Source organism: Actinomyces ruminicola (genome assembly GCF_900103885.1).
Classification (GTDB): Bacteria; Actinomycetota; Actinomycetes; order Actinomycetales; family Actinomycetaceae; genus Actinomyces; species Actinomyces ruminicola.
Genome location: NZ_FNIM01000001.1, coordinates 126935 through 152123 on the forward strand (window position 1 = coordinate 126935; position 25189 = coordinate 152123).

The following is a 25189-nucleotide window of genomic DNA, read 5'->3' on the forward strand; positions in this document are numbered from 1 at the left end:
AATGCAAACTGGTTGGCGATACATTAGACCCGAAGGTTTGCGCAGCAAACTACTTTGAATGCAACGAGGAGCTGTTATGAACCCCGCGCCCATCTCCACCATCAATGACGAGGCCGGGCTCGAGCCGGCCGCAGCGCTCGCCGCCATCGGCGAGCAGCAATCCGCCTACCGGCGCCTCATCGAGATCCGCTCCGCACCGTTCTACTTCGCCTGGGGGTTTGCCTGGCTGATCGGCTACGGCGTCTGCGGTCTCACGGTGGGCCGCGACCATCTGCTCCCGGTCGGGTCGTTGCTGGTCTTTCTGGGCTGTCTGGCAGCCGCGGCCGTTTTCACCTGTGTCTACATCGCCCGCCGCTCGCGCGGTCTGCGCGGGCGTAGCTCCTGGATCGGCACACTGTACGGACTGGCCTGGATGGGCGGCATGATCCTGGCACTCACGGTGTCCGGGCGTATCGGTGCCTTTCTGAACGAACTGGGGACTCCGGAGGCGGCCGACCTGGGGTCAGTCATGGCCAATGCCCTGCCCTGCCTGGTGGTCGGGGTGATGTTCCTTGCCGGAGCGGCGATCTGGGAGGAGACCTCGTTGGCCGTCACCGGCGGCTGGGTGCTAGCAGTGACCATGGCCGCCACCATTGTCGGCGGACACGCGCTGTGGGCGATCATGGCCCTGGCCGGCGGCGGCGGCCTGCTGGTCGCCGGCGCGGTCACGGCGCTGCACGGCCGTCGTCAAAGCGCGCGTGTGGGAGCCTGATATCAATGAATAACCCCCCAGTACCGCTCGACCCCGTCATTCATGCCCAGTCCCGGTTACGGATCATGGCCACCCTGGCCGCGGTCCCCCGGGGCGACGCACTGGTCTTCCCCCGTCTGCGTCAGCTGCTGGGAATGACGGCGGGCAACTTGTCCACTCATCTGTCCAAGCTGGAAGCGGCCGGATACGTGGAGCAGTCCAAGACCTTCTCCGGGCGCACCCCCGCCACCTACGTGTCACTCACGGATGACGGCCGCGCCGCCTTCAACGAATACACCCGTGCACTACACGAGCTACTGAACGACGAGTGACAACTACGCCCGCCGTCGTGGGTGCACCAGACCCCGCACCCACGACGCATTACTGCATGATGCATGTCATGCGCACCACCATCGACCTGCGGCCCGCCTTACACAACCGGGTGAAACGGCTCGCCGAGGAGCGAAGAACAAGCTCTTCCGGTTTGGGGGTGTGGTAGCTGGTTCCGGAAGTCGCAGAAACGCATCCCTGCTCCCGTCGAGGACGCGGGTCCGGCGTCGAGAACGCGGGCGAGCCGCCCAGAACGCACCCCGCGACGGCGTCCTCACGGGTTGCTCAGCGTCCTCAAGGGCTCCCCCACGTCCTCAAGGCCAGCTGCCGCCATGCGGTTCTGGCCTGCACCGCACACGATCTGGGCCGCAGACGACACCGGGGATAGGGGCGGCGCGCATCGGTGGCAAGGCGGATCCTGGGCTGCGCTCGCCTCACCAGCACACCCACAAACCGGAAGAGCTCCGTATACAGGTGAGCGCCGCGCTCGGCCGGCCTCACAGCAGCACGGTGGCGAAGGTGCCCACGCGCTCGAAGCCAAGACTGCGGTATAGGCCCAGGCCGGCGGTGTTGAAGGAGTTCACGTACAGGCTCACCACGCCGTCACCACCCATGTGGTCGCGGCGCACCGCGTCCACCACGGCGGCCAGCGCCACCGAGCCGATGCCGCGTCCGCGCAGATCCGGGCGGGTCCACACGCCGGTCAGCTGTGCCACCGCCCCGCCCGGCCGCGACCACAGCGCGCCCACGTCCGCCTTGAAGGCCACGGCGGCTCCCCCATACACGCCCGCAGCGGCGTCCATCCCCGCGGCGGCCCCGGCGCCGTCGTCGAGCAGCACGTAGCTGCGCCCGGAAGTGATCAGCCAGTTCACGTGTCGGGCGTAGGAGGAGCCCGCGGTGGTCGGGTCGTAGCCGAGCTCCCCGGTGAACATGTCCACGCTCGCCGGCAGCACCAGCGCCTCCTCCGCGGGCGTCGCCCGGTGCACCCCGGCCGCCGCCCAGGCCAGGCCCGGGCGCCGTCTCAAGGCAGCGGTGGCCAGTGTGCCTCCGGCGATCCGCGGCGCCACCAGCAGGGGCTGCTCCCAGCGCTCCTCGCGCGAGCGCATGCCGGCCGCGGCCAGGTGCTCCCATACGGCCGCGACGTCCGCCGCCGGCCCGGCCACCGAGCCGTGGTGGCTCAGGCGCCGGTAGGCATGGTCCGCGAGCGCATGGGCCACATGGTCTCCGGCACCTGGGTGTCCGAGCTCCGGCCGCGCGGCCAGTCCGAAGGGCATCAGCGAGCCGGTGGCCCAGGCGCCGGCCGCGGGACGCCACCGATCGTCAGCGACGACGTCCCCTCGCGCCCAGCTGGGCCAGCGCAGCACCTGGTGCGCCAGGCAGACGCCTGCGACCGAGTCGATGGAGCACAGCTCGAGCAGCCCGTCCAGCTGGGTCGGGTCGAGCGGGGTAAGCGGCGATGGCGGGCGGCGGCCGAACAGGTTCACGTGCTCGCAGGCGGTTGTCCGTAAGGGCGCGGTGAGGCGAAAAGAGGTCAGGCGCTGGCGACCACGCTCGGGGAGGTACCCGCCAGGGCCTCCTCACCCAGCTCGGAGCGCATCTGCTCGGCCATGTCCTGGGCGTACTCCAGCAGCGTCTCGACCACCTGGTCCTCGGGGACGGTCTTGACGACCTTGCCGCGCACGAAGATCTGGCCCTTGCCGTTGCCGGAGGCGCAGCCGAGGTCGGCCTCGCGGGCCTCACCGGGGCCGTTGACCACGCAGCCCATCACGGCCACGCGCAGCGGGGCGGACACGTCCTTAAGGCCCTCCTCCACGGACTCGGCCAGTGACCACACGTCCACCTGGGCGCGCCCGCAGGACGGGCAGGAGACGATCTCCAGCTTGCGCTCGCGCAGCCCCATGAACTCCAGCAGCTTGGTGCCGACCTTGACCTCCTCCACGGGCGGGGCGGACAGGGACACCCGGATGGTGTCGCCGATGCCCTGGGCCAGCAGGATGCCGAAGGCGGCACAGGACTTGATGGTGCCCTGGAAGGCGGGGCCGGCCTCGGTCACGCCCAGGTGCAGGGGCCAGTCCCCCCGCTCGCTGAGCAGCTGATAGGCCTGCACCATGGTGACCACGTCGTGGTGCTTGACGGAGATCTTGAAGTCGTGGAAGCCGCACTCCTCGAACAGGCTCGCCTCCCACACGGCGGACTCCACCAGCGCCTCGGGGGTGGCCTTGCCGTACTTCTTCAGCAGGCGCGGGTCCAGGGAGCCGGCGTTGACGCCGATGCGCAGGGAGGTGCCGTGGTCGGCGGCGGCCTTGCAGATCTCGGCGACCTTGTCGTCGAACTTGCGGATGTTGCCGGGGTTGACGCGCACGGCGCCGCAGCCGGCCTCGATGGCGGCGAAGACGTACTTGGGGTTGAAGTGGATGTCGGCGATGACCGGGATGCGCGACTGCTTGGCGATCACCGGCAGCGCAGCGGCGTCTTTGTCCGTGGGGCAGGCCACGCGCACGATGTCGCAGCCGGCGGCGGTGAGTTCGGCGATCTGCTGCAGGGTGGCGCCGATGTCGTGCGTCTTGGTGGTGGTCATCGACTGCACGGAGATGGGGGCGTCACCGCCTACGGCCACGTCGCCAACACGGATCTTGCGGGTGGGTTTGCGCGGGGCCAGCACCGGGGGCTCCTCGCGCACGGTCGGCATGCCTAGAGCGATCGCTTCTGTCACGCCTCCCAGTATGGCACCGGGCGGGCCCCGCCGCGGAGCGGCCGGCTCACAAGGGGTGCGATTTGGCTCCCAGGGGCGGGCGCCTCGCGACCGCGGCGGGCCCGGGCGGCTCAGATGGGGGCGACGATATCCACCCAGATGAGGATCGCGGCCATGATGATCAGCAGGTAGAAGACCACCTGCCCGACCGGCAGCATCCGGGCGGTGTCGGCGTAGCCGGGGTCGGGGCGGCGGTGCGTGCGCGCCCAGACGCGCCTGATCCCCTCCCAGCAGGCACCGGCGACGTGTCCGCCGTCCAGCGGCAGCAGGGGGATCAGGTTGAAGGCGAACAGGGCCAGGTTCAGAGAGCCGAGCAGGTTCAGCATGTAGAACAGGCGCACGGACAGGGGCAGGCCCGTGCCCGTCCCGGCACCGGCGCTGCTCACCTCACCGGCGATGCGGCCCACCCCGACCAGGCTGACCAGGCCGTCGGGGCTGCGCTCCTCCAGGCCCAGCCCGGCGGCGACGGCGTGGTAGAGGCCGACCGGCAGCGTCACGATCGCCTTCAGGGTCTGGCCGACGGCGCTGCCCACCACCTGCGGAATATCGCCCGGGGACGTGCGCACGGTACCCAGGGAGGGGCCGATGCCCACGTAGGGGCGCAGCTGCGTCACCACCTCGCCGGAGTCGTCTGTAGTCGGGTTGCCCTCGGCGTCGTAGACGGTGCGGGGCACCTCCACGGCGGTGACTGTCAGATTCAGTTCCTGCCCGTCCCGGTCGACGACGACGGCGGCCGGCTCGGTTCCGGCGGCGGCGATGGCCGCCTGCACGTCCGCCCAGGTGGTGGTGGGGGTCCCGTCCCAGGAGGTGATCGTGTCGCCCGCCCGGAGCCCGGCTGCGGCGGCCGGGGAGGTGGGATCGGCGTCGGTGCAGGCGGCGCCGGCGTCAATATCGCTCGAGACGCACTCGGACACCGAGGACAGGGTGGCAGTGTAGGCGGGCTGGCCGACCACGCCCAGGGCGACGGTCAGGCAGATGATGCCCAGGGCCAGGTTGGTGAGGATGCCGCCGGCCATCACCAGCAGCTTGCGAGGGGTGCTCAGGCGGTAGAAGGCACGATCCTGCTCTCCGGGGCCGAGCTCGGACAGGGACTCCGCGCGCGCCTCGGCAATCATCGAACCGGGCTTGTCCGGGTGGTCGGCACGTGCCGGCGGCAGCATGCCCAGCAGCCGCACGTAGCCGCCCAGCCAGATGGCCTTGATGCCGTACTCGGTCTCCCCGCGCCGCGTGGACCAGAGTCTCGGGCCGAAGCCGATGAAGTACTCGGGCACCTTCACGCCGAAGTGCTTGGCGGGCAGCATGTGCCCCAGCTCGTGCAGGGCGACCGACAGGCCGATCCCGATGATGAGGACGATGACGCCCAGTACGTAGGCGAGGGTGTGGCTCAAGGGGCCTCCTGGTCAGCGGGTGCGGGCGGCGATCAGCTCGTCGGCGCGGGCGCGCGCCCAGGCGTCGGCCGCGAGCACGTCTTCGAGATCCGGGTCGGCGTGCCCGGTGTGGGCCTCCAGCACGGCGGCGTCGATGCCGACGATGTCCAGCCAGTCCAGGCTCCCGTCCAGGAAGGCGGCCACGGCCTGCTCGTTGGCGGCGTTGAACACGGCCGGGTGGGTGGCGGAGGCGGCCACGGCGGCGCGGGCGAGGTCCACGGCCGGGAAGGTGCCGCCGTCCAGTGGCTCGAAGGTCCAGGCGGTGGGCGCATCCCAGGCCTGCGGGGCAACCAGGCCGTCCAGGTCGGGGCGGTGCGGCCAGGTCAGGCCCAGGGCGATGGGCAGGCGCATGTCCGGCGGGGAGGCCTGGGCGATGGTGGAGCCGTCAATGAACTCGACCATGGAGTGCACCACGGACTGGGGGTGGACGGCCACGGTGATGTCTGCGGGGTCGACGTCGAACAGCAGGTGCGCCTCAATCAGCTCCAGGCCCTTGTTGACCAGGGTGGAGGAGTTGACGGTGACCACCGGGCCCATCGCCCAGGTGGGGTGATTCAGGGCCTGGGCGGCGGTGACGCCGGCCAGGTCGGCGCCGCTGCGGCCGCGGAAGGGGCCGCCGGAGGCGGTCAGGATCAGGCGCCGCACCTCGCTGCGGCCGCTGACGGTGGGGCTGGTCATTCCCTTCTCGTGCACGCCGGCGCGCAGCGCCTGGGCGATGGCCGAGTGCTCGGAGTCGACGGGCACGACCTGTCCGGGACGGCGCAGCGCCCGCTTGACCAGGGCGCCGCCGACTACCAGGGACTCCTTGTTGGCCAGGGCGAGGGTGGCGCCGGATGCGAGGGCGGCCAGGGTGGGGGTCAGGCCCACCGAGCCGGTGATGCCGTTGAGGACCACGTCCCCCTCCCCCACGTCGGCTGCGGCGATCAGGTCGCCGGCGGCATCCGGGCCGGTGAGGATCTGGGTTACGGGATCGGGGCGGCCCGCCCGGGCGGCGGCTTCTGCCAGGGCGGCCCGCAGCGCCGGAACTGCGTCGGCTCCTGCGGACACGGCCAGGCGGGGCACGGCGTGGGCGACGGCCTGCTCGGCGAGCAGTTCCAGGCGGCTGCCGCCGGCGGCCAGCCCGACCACGCGCGGCGCTCCGGCAGATCCGCCCGCCTCGGCCGTGCGGGCGGCGAGGCGGTCGGTCAGGTGGTCGATGACGTCGAGGGCCTGGGTGCCGATGGAGCCGGTGGAGCCGAGCAGGATCACGGCGCGCTCGGCGGCGCCTCCGCTTGCGGCCATGGGTGCCCTCACTCCACCGACAGCAGGACCTCGACGGCCCGGGCGAGGAAGCGGTCGACGCTGGCCTCGTCGTAGGCCTTCTTCCCGCGGGCGGCGGGGAAGACGGCGGCGCGCACCTCGGTGGAGGTCAGGGCGCCGTCGGAGTCGAAGTAGGCGGCGATGCGATCCATGAGGGCGTCGACTGCGTCCTTGTCGTAGCCCTGGCGGTCGGCGGGGGCGAAGCGCTCGCCCGCCGGGCGCAGCAGCCGCGGGTACAGCGTGGTGGCCAGCTGCGCCACCTGGTCCATCCAGGCCTTGCGCCCGTTGGCGGCCACGTACTCGGCGCGGCGGCGCTGCAGGAAGGCGGTCTCGAGCCGATCCAGGGCGGCGTCGACGGCGTCGGGCCGGTAGCCGCCGTGGACGATGTCGAAGGCGACCGTGCGCACCCCCTCGGAGTCCATCTCGGCCAGCTCGCCGGCGTCGTAGATCTCGTGGGCGGTCTCGAAGTAGCCATCCACCTGCTCGACGCGGTACCCCTGCTTGAACAGGCCGACCTTGGGGAACATGTCGCTCATCGGGTGTGCGCCGCCCTTTCCTGGTTGAGCGCCTCGGTGGCCAGTTGGCCGCAGGCGCCGTCGATGTCGCTGCCACGAGTGTCTCGCACCGTGGTGGTAATGCCGGCACGACGCAGCGTGTCGACGAAGAGGTCTTGCACGCCCGGCTCGGAGCAGGTCCAGATGGAGCCGGGGGTGGGGTTCAGTGGGATCGGATTGACGTGCGCCCAGCCGTGCCCGCGGCGGTTGAGCTCGTCGGCGAGCAACCGGGCCCTCCAAGCGTGGTCGTTCATGTCCTTGATCAGGGCGTACTCGATGGACACGCGCCGCCCGGTGGCCTCGAAGTAGTCGTGGGCGGCGTCGAGCAGCTCGCCGACCTTCCACTTGGAGTTGACGGGGATCAGGGCGTCACGCAGCTCGTCGTCGGGGGCGTGCAGCGATACCGCCAGGGTGACCGGCAGGCCCTCGCCGGCGAGCTTGCGGATCAGCGGGACCAGCCCAACGGTGGAGACGGTGACCCCGCGGGCGGACAGGCCGAAGCCCTCCGGGGCCGGGTCGATGATCCGGTGCAGGGCGGCGACGACGTTCTTGTAGTTGACCATGGGCTCGCCCATGCCCATGAAGACCACGTTGGACAGGCGGGCGGGGCCGCCGGTCAGGCCGCCCGCCTCGGACAGGGCGGCGGCGTGGCGGATCTGCTCGACGATCTCGCCGGCGGACAGGTTGCGGGTCAAGCCCATCTGGCCGGTGGCGCAGAAGGGGCAGGCCATGCCGCAGCCGGCCTGGGAGGAGACGCACAGCGTGGTGCGGTCCCGGTAGCGCATGAGTACCGACTCCACCCGCACGCCGTCATGGAGGGCCCACAGGTGCTTGATGGTGCGGCCGCCGTCGGCGCGCAGGGCGCGCACCTCGTGGATGAGGTCGGGAAGCAGCTCGCCGCACAACTGCTCGCGCTGGGCGGCGGGCAGGTCCGTCATGTCGGCGGCGTCGCGGGTGAAGTGGCTGAAGTAGTGGCGGGAGAGCTGATCGGCGCGGAATGCGGGCAGGCCGGCATCGCGCAGGGCCCGCTTGCGACCGGCCATATCCAGGTCGGCCAGGTGCCGGGGGGCCTTGCCGCGCGCGGGCGGGACGGCGAAGGACAGGCGGGGCCGGGCATCGGGACTGGTGGCTCCCTCCGGCGGCTGGTCCGTGGGCAGCACCTGGACGCGGCCGCGGTCGGCGAGGCGGCGCGGCGCCGTCGGGCGGGTGGGCCCGGAGTGCCTGCCGCGTGCGCGGGTGGCGTCGTGCGTGTTGCTCACTGGGTCAATGATCCTCTCGGTCGCTGCGGCCGCACGCCGGGGCGGCTGCCCGGGAAGCGTACTCGCGCCCCGCCACCGGTGCCACGGCGGCGGTCACAGTCAGCGGCGGACGGCGAGACGGCGTCAAGGTCATACCCGCCTCACCCGACCAGCAGGCTGAAGACGTAAACCACCGGCGCGGCCACCAGGATGGAGTCGAGCCGGTCCATGAGGCCGCCGTGGCCGGGCAGGAGGGTGCCCATGTCCTTCAGTCCCAGGTCGCGCTTGAGCAGGGACTCCCCCAGGTCGCCGAGCGTGGAGACGACGACGACCGTTGCCCCCAGCACGGCCCCCGCCCACAACGGACCGTTCAGCGTCCACAGGCAGGCCACGCCGGCACCTACGGCGGCCGTCAGGGAGCCGGCCAGCCCCTCCCAGGACTTCTTGGGAGACACGCGTGGCGCCATCGGGTGCTTGCCGAAGTTGATGCCGGCGAGCCAGCCGCCGGTGTCGTTTGCCACCGGCAGGGCGATCAGGGTCAGGACCTTGCCCACGCCGTGAGGCTGGGATACCAGCAGCACCGCGAATCCGGCGAGGAACGGCAGGTAGGTGGCGGCGAACACGGACGCCGAGGCATTCACGGAGCGGGAGCGGCGCACGGCGTCGTGGGCCTCGGTGCGCAGCACGTCATGCCCGGCCTCCTCCAGGACGGTGCCGGACTCGGCCTCGGCCTGATCCAGGAAGCACCACACCACGCAGGCGCCGGCGGTGGCGATGTAGGCGCCCAGGGCGGCCTCCGCACCCGCCCGCCAGGCGCATACCGCCACCCCGAGCGTGCCTATCCACAGCGGGGCCAGCGGCAGGCGGATGCCCTTGCGGGCGAAGGCGCCGGCCAGCTCCCACAGGGCACCGCACACGACCAGGACCACTACGCCGACGAAGGCGGCCTTGTTGAACACCAGCGACGCCAGGATCGCCCCGACCAGGACGACCGCGACCCCGACGGCGGCGGGCAGGTTGCGTCCCGCCCTGCCGGTAGCGGGCAGGGGGGCGCGATTGCGCGTCGGCGGCGGGGTGAGCAGAGCGGACAGCAGGCTCACGGCTTGCGGCGGGAGGCGGTCGGTGTGGTGCGGTCAGACCTCGAGGAGCTCGGACTCCTTGGTGGCCAGGGCGGCGTCGATCTGCTCGACGTAACGCTTGGTGAGGGCGTCCAGCTCGCTCTCGGCGCGCTTGACGTCGTCCTCGCCGGCCTCGCCGTCGCGCTTGATGGCCTCCAGCTCCTTCTTGGCCTTGGCGCGCACGCCGCGCACCTGGACGCGGGACTCCTCGGCGCGGGAGCGGGCGAGCTTGACGTAGTCGCGGCGGCGCTCCTCGGTCAGCACGGGCAGGGTGACGCGGATGACGGTGCCGTCGTCGGTGGGGTTGACGCCCAGGTCCGACTCGCGGATCGCGGTGACGATCTCCTTCATGGCGCCGCGGTCGTAGGGGCTGACTATGACGGAGCGGGCCTCGGGGATCGTGATGGAGGCCAGCTGCTGCAGGGGCGTGGGCGCCCCGTAGTAGTCGACCATGATCCCGTTGAACATGGACGGGTTGGCGCGGCCGGTGCGGATGGAGGCGAGCTCGTGCTTGCCGGCGTCTAGGGCCTTGTCCATCTTGTCCTCGGCCTCGAGCATGACGTCGTCGATCATGGTGGGTTCCTTCGGTTGTTTGCAGTGTTGGTCGGCGTTGGTCGGCGTTGGTCGGCGTTGGTCGGCGGAGTGCGTGGGTGCGTCGGCGCGGGGCGGGCGCACGGCTGGTCAGTCGCGGGTGACGAGGGTGCCGATGTCCTCCCCCAGCAGGGCGCGGGTGATGTTGCCGGGCTCGCCCATGCCGAACACGCGCATGGTCAGCTCGTTGTCTCGGCTGAGGGCGAAGGCCGAGGCGTCGGCGACCTGCAGCCCGTCGGCGAGGGCACGCTCGTAGGTGAGGCGGTCGAGCTTGACGGCGGTGGGGTCGCGGCGCGGGTCGGCGGTGTAGACGCCGTCGACCCCGTTCTTGCCGACCAGCAGCTCGTCGCAGTGGGTCTCCAGGGCGCGCTGGGCGGCGACGGTGTCGGTGGAGAAGTACGGCATGCCGGCGCCGGCGCCGAAGACGACGGCGCGACCCTTCTCCATGTGCCTAATGGCGCGCAGCGGGATGTAGGGCTCCGCCACCTGGGTCATGGTGATGGCGGACTGGACCCGGGCGGGCACCCCGGCCTTCTCGATGAAGTCCTGCAGGGCCAGCGCGTTCATGACCGTGCCGAGCATGCCCATGTAGTCGGCGCGGGCGCGGTCCATGCCGCGGGCGGACAGCTCGGCGCCGCGGAAGAAGTTTCCGCCGCCCACGACGATCGCCACCTGCACGCCCTGCTTGATGGCGGTGGCGATCTGCTGGGCGGCATCGGCCACCACATCGGCGTCCAGGCCCACCGAGCCTCCGCCGAACACCTCGCCGGAGAGCTTGAGCAGTACTCGGCGGGGGTGCGTTCCGTGGGCTATACGATCATCGCGGTCCGGGGTCTCGCTCATGCGTTTTGCCTCCTGGCTGGGGTGCGGACGGTTCGGCGGCTCGCGTGCGGGCGCTCGGCACAGCCTACCCGTACAGGGTGGCTGCGCGCCGGAGGTAACGATAGAGTGAGGGGCGACGGAACGCATATCCACGGGGTGAATGGCCGTGCCCGGGTTCAGTCTCAACGGAGCGTCAGCACCACACGAGCGTCGGCGACTCACCGAAAGATCGCCTCGCCAAGGCAATCATGCCAACGCGATCGAGGTACGCGCGCTGACGAAGTGCTACGACGGACCCGCCGTCCTCACAGACATCACCGTGGACGTCCGCTACGGTGCCGTCACCTGCCTCCTTGGCCCCAATGGAGCCGGCAAGACCACGCTGATGCGCATCCTCGTAGGGCACGAGGCCATCAGCCGTGGGGGCGCCCGCATCGTTCTGCCGAGTGACGGCGCACTCGCTGATCGCGCCGTCGGTTACGTTCCCGACTCCTCACTGGTCTACCCGCTATTGACGGTGCGCGAGCATCTACGGCTGGTGGAGGCGGTTTACGACCTCGACCGGTTCAGCCGGGCGCGGGGGGAGAGGTTCCTTGAGGCTCTGGGCCTGGATGAGCACGCGGATGTGCTGGCCAGCAAGTTGTCGAAGGGCTTGAAGAAGCGGTTGATGCTCGCCTGTGCGGTGCGCCAGGGTGCGCGGGTCCTGGTCCTCGACGAGCCCTTCGACGGACTCGATCCCGCGGGCCAGGAGATGCTCATGTCGCTGGTGGAGCAGCTACGGGACCAGGGGCGCTGCGTGCTGGTATCGACACATCGGCTGGACATCGCCGAACGGGTGGCGGACGAGCTGATCGTCCTGGACCATGGTCGACTCGTGTTCTCCGGGACGCCCGTGCAGTTCGTGCGGCTTGGCGAGGCCTCCGGTTCCAAGACCGCGTTCGAGGCCGCCTTCGCCGCCGTCAGCCGCAGTAGTTCTCGGCCCCGGCTGGACGAGTTCGACGGGACGAGTCCATGACCGCCGCGCGCCCCGGCAGCCGGCAGCATGCCTCACGACTGGTCGCAGTGCTGCTGGCGGCCCGCTTGCGCAGTCTCCGGCACAAGGTGGGAGGGCTGCTCACCCACTGGCCGATTCGGCTGGCCTGCGTCGGCGTGGTGCTGGTGAGTGCCCGATTGCTTTGGATTCTGGCAGCACCCCCGTCAGCGCGCACGCCGGCGATTCCCGACGGGGTTTTGCAAAACGTGCTTGGTGTGCTGCTGATCGGAGCCCTCACGGTCTGGGGTTGTCATTCACTGACCCGGGCTCCAGTCATCCTCAACACCGGTGACATCGGCGTCGTGGACTCAGGCTCCCTGATTCGCGTATCGCTCACCGCGGGCGTCCTCGCCCGCCTGCCAGCTCCCGCAATCGGTGGCCTGTACCTGAGCGCGGTACTCGTCGGGCTGGCGCCCGCGCAATGGGCGAGCCTCGATTCGCGCCTGCGCCTGTGGGCGGTGCTCGCCGCACTCGGCGCCTGGATGACCAGCGCCCGCCTGGCCTGCGGCTGCGCTACGTGGGCGTTTCCCCGCACGCGCCCGCTCCTGACCCTGGCGTGGTGGAGTCCGGCGGCAGTACTGGCATGCAGTGTGCTCGCCCGCGTGCCGGAGCAGGGGGTGGGGGCCCTGCACGTGCTGGGCCGCGTCTTCATACTCCTGACCGGCCACTGGCTGTCGGCCATGCTGCTCGCCGCCGCCACCGCAGTGACCTACGCGGTGGTGATGGTCCTGGCGCCCCGGCTGACCCCCTTATGGGCAGCGCCCGCATACCAGCTCGCGGCAATCCTGGACCTGGCCGAGAGCCGGGACGCCTCCGCGGCATTGGCGCTCATGCGCCCGGCCCGTGCGCGAAGCGGGCGCATGCCCGGCTTCGTCCAGGGCGCGGCCGCCTTCGCCGTCCGCCAATGGTGGGAGACGAAACGCCGACACACCTGGAGGGCCTTTGTCTTCGAGGCGCTGGCGGCCTATGCGGCCGGCCGCCTGGTCGGTTGGCTGCTGCCGGAGTGGTGGCCGCTCGCCTTCCTGATCATGGGCGGATTAGCCGCCTCCTCCTGCACGCTGGACGGCGCCCTGGCCGAGGCTCGTTATCCCCCGTTTGCTGCGGCGAGCAGCACCCGCCGCAGCGCCCTGGAAGTGGGCGCGTGGAGCTGCCTCCTACCGGCGTCGCAGGCGTGGGCGATCTGTCTGCTGACCATCTTCGGTGGCACTCATGCCCGGGTCTCAGAGCAGACGGTGGGCATCGCACTCGGTTGCGCGCTCACCTGGCCCGTGATAGCGGCGGCGTGCTCCGTGTCCGCCGCGCTCCTATCCATACGGGGCGTGTCGAACCGACTGAGCGGCGGCGTCGGCGGGCTCTCCGCCCTGGGAGGACCGCTCACATTCGCCGTCGGGCTGGGCACATCGTCCCTCGCACCCGGGCATGTGGCATTCGCCGCTCAGTTCGGGGCCGCCGCACTGGTCTCGTGGGCGCTGCTGCACATCGCCCTTGCGAGCTGGTCCGGCTCGCGCTACACGGTGCGAATCGAGAGCCGGACGACCGACACAGATCTTGTCAACGCAATCAACAGTCCCGCCGAAACGGAGGAATAACCATGGCAGGAATGGATGAGAGCGCCAAGACGGTGCTCAAGGACGCCCGCGCGGTTGCGCGTGAGCGCGGCGCACGCAACGCAGAGCCCCTGGATGTGTTCGTCGCCGCGCTCCGCACCAGCCCCGAGGTGGAGGCGCTCGTCGGTACGCCTCACCGACTGAGTTGGGAGGAGTTGACGCAGGAGGCGACCGCCGATGTTCCCCGCCGCGGCCTGGGGCGGCTGCTGCCCCGGCCGGTCGGCTTCGGCGACCGCGCCAAGGCGGCCTCGATGCGGGCGGTCGCGCTGGCGGTCGACTCCGACGTCTCCGCGCGTCATCTGGCGGCGGCCGCGCTGGAGCAGGACGACGCCCGCCTGAATGAGTACCTCGTGGCGCACGGCACCAGTTGGAACCGGCTCGTCGAGATGCTGGTGTCCTGAGCCCGTTCGGGAGAGCAACACCGCGCCGTCAGGCCGCAAGCTGACGCCTACTCCGGGTCATCCGTAGGCTCTGCATCGTGGAGAGGATGTGCTCGAATTCCCCGATCGATGCCCGTGGCATACCGAGCACACCGTGCAGGAGTGCCTCGTCCACCAGGCGGCGTGCTGTCTCCTCCTCTCCCGCGCGCAGTAGGGCGTCTACCCTGTCCGTGCCAGCCGCAGTGACGACCGCCGAGTCGGTCGGCGGGTTTGGACGTCTTGGCGAGGCGCGCGGGGCGGTGTACTACGCCGGTTCGCCGTCTACTACGCCGGTTAGGGGTCGGTTGAAGGCATCGGAGGCCTTCAATCAACCGCCAACCGGCGTACCCAACACCGAAGTGGCGTAGTAGAAGGGGCAGGCCACGGCTAACGGGCTGTTCATGTGCGCGGGTGGGGTGGCGCAGTGGAGCAGTGCCGCCCACGGGCCAAGCCGCCCACCGACCGCCCCAGCACCGCGCGCAGCCGCACCAGCCCCCACACGAACGGAGCCGCAGAACCGCTGACAGCCCTACGCTGCAACAATCGGCGCCTCCGGGGAAGCACCCGACCGGGTGCCCCCGATGGCCACCCGCCGCCCCCTGCCACTACCCACCGCCACCGGGAAACGCCGCGGGGTCCTCCGCAAGCGGGCACTTGCGAAGGACCCCGGGTAGTGGTGCCGGTTTTAGCTCAGGCGCCGACGCGGAAGCGGACGAAGCCGGTCAGGTTGCCTCCGGTGGCCGCGATGACCTTGCCGACGGTGGTCTTGGGGTCCTTGGCGTAGGCCTGGTCCACCAGGCAGTTCTCCTTGTAGAAGCCGTTCATGCGACCCTCGACGATCTTCGGGATGGCCTTCTCGGGCTTGCCCTCGGCGCGCGTGGTCTCCTCGGCGATGGCGCGCTCCTTGTCCACGGTCTCGGCCGGGACGGAGTCGCGGTCCAGGTACAGCGGGGAGTAGGCGGCCACGTGCATGGCGACGTCGTGGGCGACCTCGGCGGCCGCGGCGTCGGTGCCGACCAGCACACCCACCTGCGCGGGCAGGTCGGGGTTGGTGCGGTGCAGGTACAGCTCGACGTGGTCGGCGGCCAGGCGGCCGACACGGCGCACGACGATCTTCTCGCCGATGACGGCCTGCATGGAGTCGGTGAGCTCCTTGACGGTGGTGCCGTCGACGGCGACCTCGGCCAGGGCCTCGGCGGTCTCGGCACCGGAGTCGATGGCGGCGATGAGGACCTTGTCGGCGAAGTCGAGGAACTTCTCGTTCTTGGCCACGAAGTCGGTCTCGGCGTTGATCTCGACGAGCACGCCGACCTGGGCGCCGTCGGCGTCGACCACCTTGGCGGCGATCAGGCCGGCGGAGGCGGAGCGGCCCTCGCGCTTGGCGATGCCCTTGAGGCCCTTGACGCGGATGATCTCGATGGCCTTCTCGGCGTCACCGTTCGCCTCGTCGAGCGCCTTCTTGACGTCGAGCATGCCGGCGCCGGTCTTCTCGCGCAGCGCCTTGATGTCAGCGGTGGTGTAGTTGGGCATGGATATCTCCTGGAATTGCTGAGATTGGGGTGAACGGGCGGCTACCGGGCTCAGGCCTGCTCGACGGGAGCAGGCTCGCTATCCGAGGGAGCCGCCGGGGCTTCGCTCTGGGTGGCCTCGGCGGCCGGCTCGGCAGCGGCCTCGACGTTCTCATCGCCGGCCAGCAGCTGCGCCTCCCACTCGGGCAGCGGCTCTGCCTCGGCGGGCACCTCGGCCTCCTCGCCGGTGCGGGCGCGGCCGGCGGAGCGAGAGACCAGCCCCTCGGCGACGGCGTCGGCGACGATGCGGGTCAGCAGGGTGACGGAGCGAATGGCGTCGTCGTTGCCGGGAACGGCGTAAGTGACCTCGTCGGGGTCGCAGTTGGTGTCCAGAACGGCGACGACGGGGATACCCAGCTTCTGCGCCTCGGAGATGGCCAGGTGCTCCTTCTTGGTGTCCACCACCCAGATGGCGGCCGGCGGCTTGGCCATGTCGCGGATGCCGCCGAGGGTCTTGACGAGCTTGTCCTTCTCACGGCGCATCATGAGCAGCTCCTTCTTGGTGTGGCCGGAGCCGGCCACGTCATCGAAGTCGATCTGCTCGAGTTCCTTCATGCGGTCCAGGCGGCCGCGCACGGTGGTGAAGTTGGTGAGCATGCCGCCCAGCCAGCGCTGGTTGACGTAGGGCATGCCGACGCGCTGGGCCTGCTCGGCCACGGCGGCCTGCGCCTGGGTCTTGGTGCCGACGAACAGGATGTTGCCGCCGCGGGCAACGGTCTCCTTGATGAAGTCGTAGGCGGTGTTGATGCCATCGATCGACTGCTGCAGGTCGATGATGTAGATGCCGTTGCGCTCGGTGAGGATGAACCGCTTCATCTTGGGGTTCCAACGGCGGGTCTGGTGGCCGAAGTGGACACCGTTCTCAAGCAACTGGCGCATGGTGACGATCGCCATGAGGGTCCTTTCAGGCGCGTCCGGCGGACGCGCAGTCAGGGGGCGCCCGCGGCCGGTCGGCCGGGACGCCCGGTTATGGGTGGTTGCTCCCCTTTGACCGGAGGCCCCGTAGGCAGGGCGCGGCTGCCCGGAGACCGGGCATGGGGCCTGGTGTCCGCGGCGCTGGGCCACCCGCTGCGCTTGCGCGATGCGGGACCTCGGCCCTAGCGCCCGAAAGGACGTTCCCGCCCCGCCTACGGCGGAGCGGGCGCGGACACGCGAAGTCAGCCGCGCACCGGAACGGCGAAGATCGCCGCACCCGCGCGGGGCTGCGGGCGCGAGGCTATCACAGCGCCGACGCGGACCTTGCGGGCAGATTCCGCACCGGGCACCCGGGGCGGACGCATCTACCGGCGCCCCGCGGCCCGCCCCGGAGCGGGCGCCTCGCTTATCGGCGCGCCGGCGTCCACAGGGACGGCCAGAAACAGGCACTTGGCTCAGTTATCCCCAGGCAGGCGGGCCCGCAGGTGCGTCTGCCTGCGAGTCGGCGCACGCTGGCGACCATGAGCAACCTCACAGCAGTTCACACCGCCGACGGCACCACCGCAGCAGCGGTTTCCTCCGACTCAGCTCCCTCCGAGGGGCACCCCGCCCCGGGTCCGGGCCGGCGCAGCACTGGTCCTGCACCGTCCGACCGCTCCCCCGGCGGGATCCTCCCGGGAGTGCGCAGCCCCGCAAGACCGCGCCGACGGCCTCCGGGGCTGCGCCGCCCCGCCCGCCGCCTGACGGCGGCCGGTGCCGCACTGGCCACCGGTGCCGCCCTCGTGCTGTCGTCGGCTCCCGCGCTCGCGGGGGCGACCGCGGCGCTCCCGTCCGCGCAGATCGCGTCACGGCAAACGGTGTCGGCCTGGCGGGGCGGTGACCCGAGCCCGCTGCAAGCGCTTGCGGCCGGGCCTGCCTCCGGGAGGGCAGCGGCGCTGCCCGGGGCGCTGGCCCCGCGGGTGCGCTACGCCTGGCCGACAGGCATGGCGACTACGGTGCTGGCCGACTTCGATCCGCCGGCGGTGGTCTGGGGCGCGGGGCACCGCGGCGTGGACCTGGCGCTGGCGGCGGGGTCGCAGGTGTTGGCGGCCGCGGACGGGACGGTCGCCTTCGCGGGGATGGTGGCCGGACGGCCGGTGGTGTCCATTGACCACGCCGACGGCATCCGCACCACCTACGAGCCGGTGGATCCGTGTGTCAAGGCCGGCGACGTGGTGGCGCGTGGACAGGTGATCGGCACGCTGCAGTCCGGTCACCGCGCCGACGGTGCGGACGCCCTGCACTGGGGCGCCCGCACCGGCCCGAAGACCTATGTCAATCCGCTGCGCCTGCTGGAGCCGGCGGTGATCCGTCTCAAGCCGCTCAACTGACCGAACCCACAGGTGCCGCCCGGGCCCACCGCAGGCGACCGGCGAACTCGACGTCAAGCAGCCGTCAGGCCCGCGGGAAGGCCTGGGCGTAGACGGCGCGCAGGCGCTCGGCGGAGACATGCGTGTAGCGCTGGGTGGTGGCCAGCGAGGAGTGCCCCAGCAGCTCCTGCACGCTGCGCAGGTCCGCTCCCCCGCTGAGCACGTGGGTGGCCGCGGAGTGGCGCAGCCCGTGGGGGCCCAGGTCCGGCACGTCGGCGCGGGCGGCCGCGCGGTGGACGATCTCGCGCACGGCCCGCGGTCCGATGCGGTGCCCGCGCGCACCCAGGAACAGGGCGGCCCCGGCGTCGGAAGCGGCGACGGCGCCGCGCACAGCCAGCCAGTCCTCCAGGGCCGTGGCGGCGGGGCCCCCGTAGGGGACGGTGCGTTCCTTGTTGCCCTTGCCCAGCACGCGCATGGTGCGGCGCGTGGCGTCCACGTCGCCGAGGTCCAGGGCGCACAGCTCGGATACGCGCACGCCGGTGGCGTATAGCGCCTCGAGGATCGCCCGGTCTCGCAGCGCCAGTGCGCGAGTCGTTGCGGCAGCGTCGTCGTCCGTCGCCGCCCCGGCCGTGGCGGCGACGTCGGCCGCGGCGTCCAGCAACGCGGTGGCCTGGGCGGGGGTGAGCACGGAGGGCAGACGTCCGTCGGCGCGGGGCGAGCGCAGCCGGGCGGCGACGTCGGCGGCGAGCATCCCGTTGCGGTGGGCCCAGGTGGAGAAGGTGCGGCAGGCGGCGGAGCGGCGGGCCAGGGTGGCGCGAGCGGCGCCGTCGGCCGACATGGTGGCCAGCCAGGCGCGCAGGTCGGACAGGTCCAGGCTGTCCAGGGCGGGGCCGACGGGTTCGCCGTCCGCCTCCCCGACACCGAGGAAGGTCAGCAGGTCCGCGAGATCACCGAGGTAGGCGCGCACCGTGTGGGCGGACAGCCCCCGTTGCAGATCCAGGTAGCGGGCGAAGGCGTCCAACAGCTCGGCCCGAGTGGCGCATGCGGTAGTGTCCGCCGCTCCCGGATCTCTCCTATCCGCAGGGGCGGAATCGACCGGCCCGCCCTGGGCTGACATGTGCACGCGGCCAGCTTAGTGACTGCGCCTCCGAGACGGCACGCCCGTTGCCCTTTGGTGGTCGCCGGCGCGCCCGGGATGATGCTCGCCGGGCTGCCCTGAACACGTGTTTGCGCCACGAGCACGAGTCCTGGCGGTTTGCATGGGTTAGACGCGTGTAAACCCTCCATAAGACGTGTCTTCGCACCGAAGTCGTGTAGCATTTCCGTCATGTGCGAGACGCCACACTCGTTCCTGAAGGCGACTTGTTCGGTAGTTCCTCCGGCCGTTCGGCATCACCCTCGTCCCACGACTCCGCGGACCTTCAAGGACATGCCATGACCGCGGTCATCACCGCCGCTGCACTGCACAAGCGCTTCGGACGGGTGCACGCGGTGCGCGGCATCGATCTGTCCATCGAGCGCGGCAGCGTGTACGGGCTGATCGGCCCCAATGGCGCCGGCAAGACCACCGTGCTGCGCATGCTGCTGGGCATTATGCGCCCCACCAGCGGCGCCATCCGCGTGCTGGGCGCCTCACCCAACACCGACCGCCCAGAGCTGCGCCGTCGCATCGGCTTCCTGCCGGGCGAGCTCAGCCTCAGCGAGCGCACCAGCGGCGCCGCCCTGCTGCGCCACCTGGCCGAGCTCAGTGGTCCGGTAGCCCCCGGCAGGATTGAGACCCTGGCCGAGCGTTTTGAGCTGGACCTGAGCCGTCCGGTGCGAACCCTGTCCAAGGGCAATCGGCAGAAGCTCGGGCTGATCCAGGCGTTCATGCATTCCCCCGAGCTGTTGATCCTCGACGAGCCCACCAGCGGCCTGGACCCGCTCATGCAGCGCGAGTTCCTGGGCCTGGTGCGCGAGGCGCGCGACGCCGGGCAGACGGTGCTGCTCAGCTCCCACATTCTCAGCGAGATCCAGCACGCGGCGGACGCCGCCGCCGTGCTGGCTCACGGCGAGATCGTCGCCGCGGGCGAGGTCTCCACCCTGCGTCCGGCGGCCGCGTCCCGACTGCGCGCGGTGCTGGCCGACACCACCGAGCGGGATGCACGGGCCGCACTCGTGGGTCCCGGATTGCTCAAAGAGCTGCACACCGAGTCGGCGGCCGGGCAGCAGTTGCGCGTTCAGGGCTCCTTCCGCGGCCGAGCGGACGGCGTGGTCAAGGCCCTGTCGCGCTTCACGGTCGAAGAACTGGCGATCGAGGAGCCCGATCTGGAGGAGTCCATTCTCAACCTGTACGCCCAGGAGGAGCCCGCATGAGCGCATCCACCCCGCAGGCTGTCGCCGCGCGCCGTAGCGGCGTGCCGATCCTGCGCCGGCACCTGGCCGACGGCGCCCGCGCGATGTTGGGCTGGGGCCTGGCCGTCGTTGCGGTGCTGGCCCTGTATCTCCCGATATACCCGTCGTTGCAGACGCCGGAGTTGGCGGGGATCGTGGAGACGCTGCCGGAGGAGCTGGTCGCCGTCATGGGATACGACCAGATCGCCTCAGGAGCGGGGTATGCGCAGGCCGCGTTCTTCGGACTGCTCGGCTTCGCTCTCGGCGCCATCGCCGCTACCGCATGGGGCGCCCGCTTCATCGCCGGCATGGAGGAGAGCGGCCGCCTGGAACTCACGCTCGCGCATGCGGTGGGACGCTCCCAGTACGCGGCCGAGAGCGCCGCTGCCCTGGTGGCGCGAGTCTGCGTGCTCGGCCTGGTCACCGTGGTGATGCTGGCGGCGCTGAACCCCGTGGCCGAGTTGGGGCTGGCGATCGGCAATGTGCTGGCAGCGACGGCCGCCTGGGCAGGGTTGGTTCTGCTGTCCGGCATGGCGGCGCTCGCAGTCGGCGCGTTCACGGGCCGGAGCCCCTGGGCGCTTGGGGCCGGCGCCGGGGTGGCCCTGCTCGGCTACGCGCTCAACGCGGTCACCACGATGGCCGCGGATCTGGACTGGATGCGTCACCTGTCCCCATATCACTGGGCCTTCGGAAACCGGCCTCTGAGCAACGGCTTCGACTGGGGCGGCCTGGCCCTGCTGTGGGGGCTGAGCGCTCTCCTGGCCGCGGTCGCTTGCGTGGCCCTGTCCCGCCGCGACATCGGCCGCTGAGACGGGCAGACGCCAGGCCGAAGACGTCAGCCGGGAGCGCCGTCGTGCTCCGGCATCGACATCATCGGCTCCCGCGGGCACGCCGCCGGGGAGCATCCCGTGGAGCCCGATCCCTAGCGGGCGCTGCGGCCACCCAGTGAAAGACCGCAGCCGGCACCATCAGGGCTCATACTTCATTTCAACAAAGTCATAGAAACCCCCGTTGGTGGCCTGCTTATACAAGCGCACCGACCGGAATCCGCACCGACGATACACCGCGATAGCACGTTCATTGAAGCAAGCCACACTCAGCCGAATCTCGCGACCAGGGAGATTCCGTTCCACCCACGCCAAGTTGCTCCTCACGAAGCTCACCCCCAGACCGCCGCCGGTGAGATCGGGACGCATCCCCAGGCCGATCTCGACAGCGCTTTCACCCACTACCGGCTCAGCCGACAAGAAACCGACAAGCTCACCTCCTGAACGGACCTGCACAAAAGCATCAGGCCATCTTTCAGGAGTCACGAACTCATCATAGTCATCCGGATCTGCCGTCAGGTCATAAAAGTCATAGGGAGGCGGATACTTCCATCCGTCGGCGATTTCCAAAGCAACCCCGAGCGTCATAACGCTGTATGAGAACTCGAGAACACGTGTCTCCGAGCCCCAATCAAGAACAGAACTGGACTCCATGCCCTTCTCCCCTGAACAGCACCAGACCTCACGGCTGCCGATCATGATGCCTCATGGCCCCACATCGAGTACAGCCGGCGCGAGGGGCACCACAGGCACGGTCCGGTTCATGAGCGCTTGCGGGCACGCCGCCAGGCAGTGCCTCGCCGCTCCACCCGCCCGGCGAGTTCCAGCACCCCCAGGGCGGCGATGGCCTCCCGCTCGGACAGCCCCGCTGCCCGCGCGATCGACTCAACGCCGGCGTCGGCGCGGGCCGGCAGCGCGTCCAGGACTGCGGCCGTGGGCCCGTCCAGGCCGTCCAGCAGCCCGGAGACGGCGTTGGCGGGGTCGGCGGCCTTGGCGCCGTCGGGATCCGTTGCGCCCAGGGGCGTGACCAGCTCCAGGGCCTCATCGGCGTCGGTGACGCAGACGGCACCCTGGCGCAGCAGCCGGTGGCAGCCGACCGAGGCCATGGAGGTGACCGGACCGGGCACTGCCCCCACCGCCCTGCCCAGCTCCAGGGCATGGTGGGCGGTCGACAGGGCCCCGGAGCGCCAGGCGGCCTCGACGACCACGGTGGCCTCACTCATGGCGGCGATCAACCGGTTGCGAGTCAGGAAGCGGTGTCGTCCGGGCTGGCACCCGGGCGGAACCTCGGCCACCAGGGCACCGTTGGCGATCACCTCCTCCAGCACGTCGGTGTTGCCCGCCGGGTAGAGGCGGTCCACTCCCCCGGCGGACACCGACACGGTGGCGCCGGCACGCAGGGCGCCGCGGTGGGCGGCGGCGTCAATGCCGAAGGCGCCCCCGGAGATGACGACGACGCCCTTTGCCGCCAGACCGCTCGCCAAGTCGAAGGTGACGTGCTCGCCGTAGTCGGTGGAAGCGCGCGCCCCGACCAGGGCCAGCCCATAGCCGGCACCGGGTCCGGCCGGTACTAGATCCTCACGCATGCGCGGCGCAGCCAGGTCGGTCTCACTGCCGCCGGACTCGGCACTGCTCCGGGCTGCGAGCAGGGCGGGGTCACCCCGCACCCACAGGCAGTGGGGCGGGCGTTCCAGGTCATTCAATCCAGTCGGCCACCACGGGTCGGTGGGGATCAGCAGGCTGCCGCCCAGTCGCTCCAGCACCTCCAGCTCACGGCGGATGTCCAGGCCCTGCAGACGCGGCGCCCAGCGTCCGGCGGCGGTGGCCCAGTCGGAACTGGCGCGGGCGGCGTCCCCGCGGGGCCGCAACGGCGGGCGCGGGGCCGGCCGGGGAGCGCCGTCGGCGTCAAGGGCCTCGTGGACGAGCCAGTCCAGGGCGGCGGTGGCGCCGAGCCGCCCCACCAGGGCACAGGCGTGGGCGTCGGCGGGCTCAGCCAGCCGGGACCAGGTTGCCCGGGCCAGGGCCTCGGCGTCGTCGCCGACGGCGGAGGCGGTATCGGGGATGCCGACAGCGGTGGGGCCGGGGCTGGGGCTGGAGGCGCTGCTGGGGGTGATCATGGGCGGGCTCCTCTCGTGCGCAGTGCCAGGGCGGCGCCGATGTCGGTGGGGGTGGGTGCGGGGCGGGCGCCGAGGTCGGCCAGGGTCCAGGCCAGCCGCAGCACGCGGTCGACGCCCCGCAGGGTCAAGTCACCGCGATCCAGTGCGGTCATCAGTGGGGCGAGCAGCTCGGGGTCGGTCCCGGATGCGGGTGAGCGCAGCCAGCCCCCGGGCACCTCCCCCATGAGTCGCCAGGGCGTGTCGGCCAGGCGGCAGGCGGCTCGTGCCCGTGCCTCGGCGACCCGGGCAGCGACGACGGCGCTGGACTCACCAGCGGTTCCCGCGGCCAGGTCCCCGGCGGTGACGGCGGCGACCTCCACCTGGATGTCCACCCGGTCCAGCAGCGGGCCGGACAGGCGGGAGAAGTAGCGGCGTCGCTGCAAGGAGGTGCAGGTACAGTCCAGGCCGCGGCCGGTGGCGCGCCCGCACGGGCAGGGGTTGGCGGCCAGCACCAGCTGGAATGCGGCCGGGTAGGTGGCACGCCCGCCCACCCGGTCGATGGTCACCACCCCGGACTCCAGGGGCTGGCGCAGGCAGTCGAGTACCCCGGCGGGGAACTCGGGGGCCTCGTCCAGGAACAGCACGCCGCGGTGAGCTAGTGACACGTCGCCGGGGCGGGGCGAGCCGGAGCCGCCGCCGATGACCGCAGCCCGGGTGGCGGTGTGGTGGGGTGCGCGCAGGGGCGGGCGAGTCAGCAGGCCGGTGTCAGCGTTGAAGGTACCGGCCAGGGAGTGGATGGAGGTGACGGTGACGGCGTCGTCGGGGTTCAGGGGCGGCAGGATGGAGGGCAGGCGCTCAGCCAGCATGGTCTTGCCGGCACCGGGTGGGCCGACCAGCAGTAGGTGGTGTCCGCCGGCGGCCGCGACCTCCAGGGCGTGGCGGGCCTGCGCCTGCCCGACCACGTCCGCCAGGTCCGGTTCACGGCCCGGTGTGGGGGCGTCTGCCGGGCGGGCCTCATGGGCAGCCTGCTGGCGTGCGCGGCGCATGAGCTGACGGGCGCGGCTGGGCAGCTTTCCGCCGTAGCGCTCCAGCAGCTCGCCGATGTGGCTGACGGCGGTGACGTCCACACCTGGCACCAGGGCCGCCTCCCGTCCGGCGCCGGCGGCGACGACCACCTCAGTGACCCCAGCGTCGGCGGCGGCGCGCACGGCGGGCAGGATCCCGCGCACCGGGTGTACGGAGCCGTCCAGGCCGAGTTCCCCGATGTAGACGGTGCGGGCCAGGTGGGCGATGGCGCGCTCCGGCAGCTGACCGCGAGCTCCCAGCACCGCAAGCGCCAGGGCCAGGTCGAAGCCGGTGCCGGTCTTGGGCAGGTCGGCCGGGGAGAGGTTGACCGTGAGGCGGTGTTCGCCCCAGGTGACTCCACAGGTGGACAGGGCGGCGCGGACGCGTTCGCGCGACTCGCGTATGGCCGCGTCCGGCAGGCCCACGAGCGTGAAGCCGGGCAGCCCGTGGGCGGAGTGGGCCTCGACCTCCACCAGATGCCCCGCTAGCCCGGTAAGGGTGACGGCGAGGGTGCGTGCCAGCCCCATCAGTCCCCCACCCCCCGGTGGTGACGCAGCAGGGCCGGGAGACCCGCACGCAGCTGAACAGAGACCACGTCCAGACGCAGACCCGCATGCGGCACCGGGTGGGCAGCAGCACAGGCGCCGACCAGCGAGCGCAGGCGCAGGAGCTTGAGGGGGCCGACGGCGGCCGCGGGCGGACCGGCGACGGTGGATGTGCGGGTCTTCACCTCCACGATCACCAGCGTTCCGGGTCCGGCGGGCTGCAGTTCCAGGGCGACGATGTCGACCTCGCCTCGCAGCCCCGGGCCGGGCCGCCAGTTGCGGTCCAGAATGTGCCAGCCCTGATCGCTCAGGTAGCGGGCGGCAATGGCCTCTCCGCGCTGGCCGATCAGTCGGCGCGGGTCGGTGGGTGGTGCGCCCTTAGCGAGGGGCGCGGGCTGTGCGGCGGGTGGTGCGGTTGGCATGGGCTTGACCTCCGCCACCAGCGTGCCTGCGGGGCGGGACGGGGGCCAGCGCGCGTTTCGATCTCTGTGGATTAGGGGTGCACGAACGCTGCCTGTGGACTCTGGTGAG

The 25189-nt window shown here is 71.4% G+C and carries 24 protein-coding genes; 8 read left to right on the forward strand and 16 right to left on the reverse strand.

All coding sequences use genetic code 11. The annotated features are described in order from the left end of the window. Positions 1 to 76 precede the first annotated feature (76 nt). Both BLR49_RS00565 and BLR49_RS00570 read left to right on the forward strand, forming a co-directional pair. On the forward strand, positions 77 to 751 hold the full coding sequence (locus tag BLR49_RS00565) for a hypothetical protein (RefSeq protein WP_176765716.1): 675 nt from the start codon (positions 77 to 79) through the stop codon (positions 749 to 751). A 5-nt stretch (positions 752 to 756) separates the two neighbouring features. Continuing rightward, positions 757 to 1062 (forward strand): winged helix-turn-helix domain-containing protein, encoded by a 306-nt coding sequence (locus BLR49_RS00570; protein WP_092531858.1) that lies wholly within the window; start codon positions 757 to 759, stop codon positions 1060 to 1062. Positions 1063 to 1557: 495 nt separating this feature from the next. On the opposite strand, the gene BLR49_RS00575 is transcribed toward BLR49_RS00570, so the two are convergent. From BLR49_RS00575 to pyrH, 9 genes are all read right to left on the reverse strand, one after another. Next, positions 1558 to 2544 (reverse strand): GNAT family N-acetyltransferase, encoded by a 987-nt coding sequence (locus tag BLR49_RS00575; protein ID WP_092531861.1) that lies wholly within the window; start codon positions 2542 to 2544, stop codon positions 1558 to 1560. Positions 2545 to 2591: 47 nt separating this feature from the next. Next, entirely contained in the window at positions 2592 to 3773 is a 1182-nt protein-coding gene (ispG, locus tag BLR49_RS00580; RefSeq protein WP_092531865.1) for a flavodoxin-dependent (E)-4-hydroxy-3-methylbut-2-enyl-diphosphate synthase, read from the reverse strand. A 110-nt stretch (positions 3774 to 3883) separates the two neighbouring features. Beyond that, the gene (locus tag BLR49_RS00585; protein WP_092531868.1) at positions 3884 to 5200 is read right to left on the reverse strand and encodes a M50 family metallopeptidase; all 1317 of its coding nucleotides are present in this window, start codon (positions 5198 to 5200) and stop codon (positions 3884 to 3886) included. A gap of 12 nt (positions 5201 to 5212) precedes the next feature. Next, positions 5213 to 6520, reverse strand: coding sequence for a 1-deoxy-D-xylulose-5-phosphate reductoisomerase (gene dxr / locus BLR49_RS00590; RefSeq protein WP_092531871.1), 1308 nt, complete (start codon positions 6518 to 6520; stop codon positions 5213 to 5215). 8 nt (positions 6521 to 6528) lie between these two features. Then, complete coding sequence (locus BLR49_RS00595; protein WP_092531874.1) at positions 6529 to 7074, reverse strand: DivIVA domain-containing protein; 546 nt, start codon at positions 7072 to 7074, stop codon at positions 6529 to 6531. Then, positions 7071 to 8351 carry a dual-specificity RNA methyltransferase RlmN gene (gene rlmN / locus BLR49_RS00600; RefSeq protein ID WP_245690263.1) on the reverse strand — a complete coding sequence of 427 codons (1281 nt, stop codon included), beginning with the start codon at positions 8349 to 8351 and terminating at the stop codon, positions 7071 to 7073. The genes BLR49_RS00595 and rlmN overlap by 4 nt, the downstream gene beginning before the upstream one ends. Before the next feature lie 140 nt (positions 8352 to 8491). After that, entirely contained in the window at positions 8492 to 9421 is a 930-nt protein-coding gene (locus tag BLR49_RS00605) for a phosphatidate cytidylyltransferase (RefSeq protein ID WP_092533268.1), read from the reverse strand. Positions 9422 to 9463: 42 nt separating this feature from the next. Beyond that, entirely contained in the window at positions 9464 to 10021 is a 558-nt protein-coding gene (gene frr, locus BLR49_RS00610) for a ribosome recycling factor (RefSeq protein WP_092531876.1), read from the reverse strand. Positions 10022 to 10129: 108 nt separating this feature from the next. Then, the gene (gene pyrH / locus BLR49_RS00615) at positions 10130 to 10882 is read right to left on the reverse strand and encodes a UMP kinase (RefSeq protein ID WP_092531879.1); all 753 of its coding nucleotides are present in this window, start codon (positions 10880 to 10882) and stop codon (positions 10130 to 10132) included. A gap of 139 nt (positions 10883 to 11021) precedes the next feature. Here pyrH and BLR49_RS00620 point away from each other — a divergent pair, with 139 nt between their 5' ends. From BLR49_RS00620 to BLR49_RS00630, 3 genes are read left to right on the forward strand one after another with little or no spacing between them, the layout of a single operon-like run. Further along, entirely contained in the window at positions 11022 to 11876 is an 855-nt protein-coding gene (locus BLR49_RS00620) for an ABC transporter ATP-binding protein (protein ID WP_092531882.1), read from the forward strand. Beyond that, positions 11873 to 13483 (forward strand): hypothetical protein, encoded by a 1611-nt coding sequence (locus BLR49_RS00625; protein ID WP_143013661.1) that lies wholly within the window; start codon positions 11873 to 11875, stop codon positions 13481 to 13483. The genes BLR49_RS00620 and BLR49_RS00625 overlap by 4 nt, the downstream gene beginning before the upstream one ends. Positions 13484 to 13485: 2 nt before the next feature. Continuing rightward, a complete protein-coding gene (locus BLR49_RS00630) occupies positions 13486 to 13902 on the forward strand; it encodes a hypothetical protein (protein WP_092531888.1) in 417 nt (138 codons plus the stop codon). Between the two features lie 708 nt (positions 13903 to 14610). On the opposite strand, the gene tsf is transcribed toward BLR49_RS00630, so the two are convergent. After that, entirely contained in the window at positions 14611 to 15450 is an 840-nt protein-coding gene (tsf, locus tag BLR49_RS00635) for a translation elongation factor Ts (protein ID WP_092531891.1), read from the reverse strand. A 50-nt stretch (positions 15451 to 15500) separates the two neighbouring features. Beyond that, positions 15501 to 16382 carry a 30S ribosomal protein S2 gene (rpsB, locus tag BLR49_RS00640; protein WP_092531894.1) on the reverse strand — a complete coding sequence of 294 codons (882 nt, stop codon included), beginning with the start codon at positions 16380 to 16382 and terminating at the stop codon, positions 15501 to 15503. Positions 16383 to 16924: 542 nt separating this feature from the next. On the opposite strand from rpsB, the gene BLR49_RS13480 reads away from it, so the two are divergent. Beyond that, positions 16925 to 17773, forward strand: coding sequence for a M23 family metallopeptidase (locus BLR49_RS13480; protein ID WP_245690265.1), 849 nt, complete (start codon positions 16925 to 16927; stop codon positions 17771 to 17773). A gap of 64 nt (positions 17774 to 17837) precedes the next feature. On the opposite strand, the gene BLR49_RS00650 is transcribed toward BLR49_RS13480, so the two are convergent. Then, positions 17838 to 18869: a tyrosine recombinase XerC gene (locus BLR49_RS00650; protein ID WP_092531897.1), complete on the reverse strand. Its 1032-nt coding sequence runs from the start codon at positions 18867 to 18869 to the stop codon at positions 17838 to 17840. A 317-nt stretch (positions 18870 to 19186) separates the two neighbouring features. On the opposite strand from BLR49_RS00650, the gene BLR49_RS00655 reads away from it, so the two are divergent. Together BLR49_RS00655 and BLR49_RS00660 are read left to right on the forward strand one after the other, a co-directional pair. Continuing rightward, a complete protein-coding gene (locus BLR49_RS00655; RefSeq protein ID WP_092531900.1) occupies positions 19187 to 20107 on the forward strand; it encodes an ABC transporter ATP-binding protein in 921 nt (306 codons plus the stop codon). Next, entirely contained in the window at positions 20104 to 20934 is an 831-nt protein-coding gene (locus BLR49_RS00660) for an ABC transporter permease subunit (RefSeq protein WP_092531903.1), read from the forward strand. The genes BLR49_RS00655 and BLR49_RS00660 overlap by 4 nt, the downstream gene beginning before the upstream one ends. A 159-nt stretch (positions 20935 to 21093) precedes the next feature. Here BLR49_RS00660 and BLR49_RS00665 read toward each other — a convergent pair whose 3' ends face one another. From BLR49_RS00665 to BLR49_RS00680, 4 genes are all read right to left on the reverse strand, one after another. Further along, on the reverse strand, positions 21094 to 21651 hold the full coding sequence (locus tag BLR49_RS00665; protein ID WP_218121275.1) for a GNAT family N-acetyltransferase: 558 nt from the start codon (positions 21649 to 21651) through the stop codon (positions 21094 to 21096). Positions 21652 to 21713: 62 nt separating this feature from the next. Beyond that, the gene (locus tag BLR49_RS00670; RefSeq protein WP_092531906.1) at positions 21714 to 23069 is read right to left on the reverse strand and encodes a DNA-processing protein DprA; all 1356 of its coding nucleotides are present in this window, start codon (positions 23067 to 23069) and stop codon (positions 21714 to 21716) included. Further along, positions 23066 to 24640: a YifB family Mg chelatase-like AAA ATPase gene (locus BLR49_RS00675; protein WP_092531909.1), complete on the reverse strand. Its 1575-nt coding sequence runs from the start codon at positions 24638 to 24640 to the stop codon at positions 23066 to 23068. Before BLR49_RS00675 ends, BLR49_RS00670 begins: the two co-directional genes overlap by 4 nt. Continuing rightward, the gene (locus BLR49_RS00680; RefSeq protein ID WP_092533277.1) at positions 24640 to 25080 is read right to left on the reverse strand and encodes a YraN family protein; all 441 of its coding nucleotides are present in this window, start codon (positions 25078 to 25080) and stop codon (positions 24640 to 24642) included. Before BLR49_RS00680 ends, BLR49_RS00675 begins: the two co-directional genes overlap by 1 nt. Positions 25081 to 25189 lie beyond the last annotated feature (109 nt).